This window comes from Pseudomonas peli, from assembly GCF_050563605.1.
GTDB lineage: Bacteria > Pseudomonadota > Gammaproteobacteria > Pseudomonadales > Pseudomonadaceae > Aquipseudomonas > Aquipseudomonas peli_A.
Window position 1 is genome coordinate 1 of the sequence record NZ_JBNXUH010000120.1, and the last position, 279, is coordinate 279.

A 279-nucleotide genomic window follows, 5' to 3' on the forward strand; every position below is an offset into this window, starting at 1 on the left:
ATCTTGATCTTCTTCAGGTCGAAGCCGAGTTGCTGCAGGCACCACTGGATATGTTTGTAGTAACGCTTGTAGCGGCGGTTGCCCCTGAGGATGGCGTCAATCGCGCGRTCCGGCGCMTACCAATAGCGCYTNGTCTCTTTTACACATCTCCCAGCCCCCCAGACGAAMYGAGCGAGCTCGTATGCCGGCTTCCACTGGATATGTTTGTAGTAACGCTTGTAGCGGCGGTTGCCCATGAGGATGGCGTCAATCGCGCGATCCGGCGCATACCAATAGCGC

The 279-nt window shown here is 56.8% G+C and carries 1 pseudogene; it reads right to left on the minus strand.

Annotated elements, in window-relative coordinates:
- A pseudogene (locus tag ACQ4LH_RS21250) lies at window positions 1–128 on the minus strand (hypothetical protein); the annotation flags it as partial.
- Window positions 129–279: the final 151 nt, after the last annotated feature.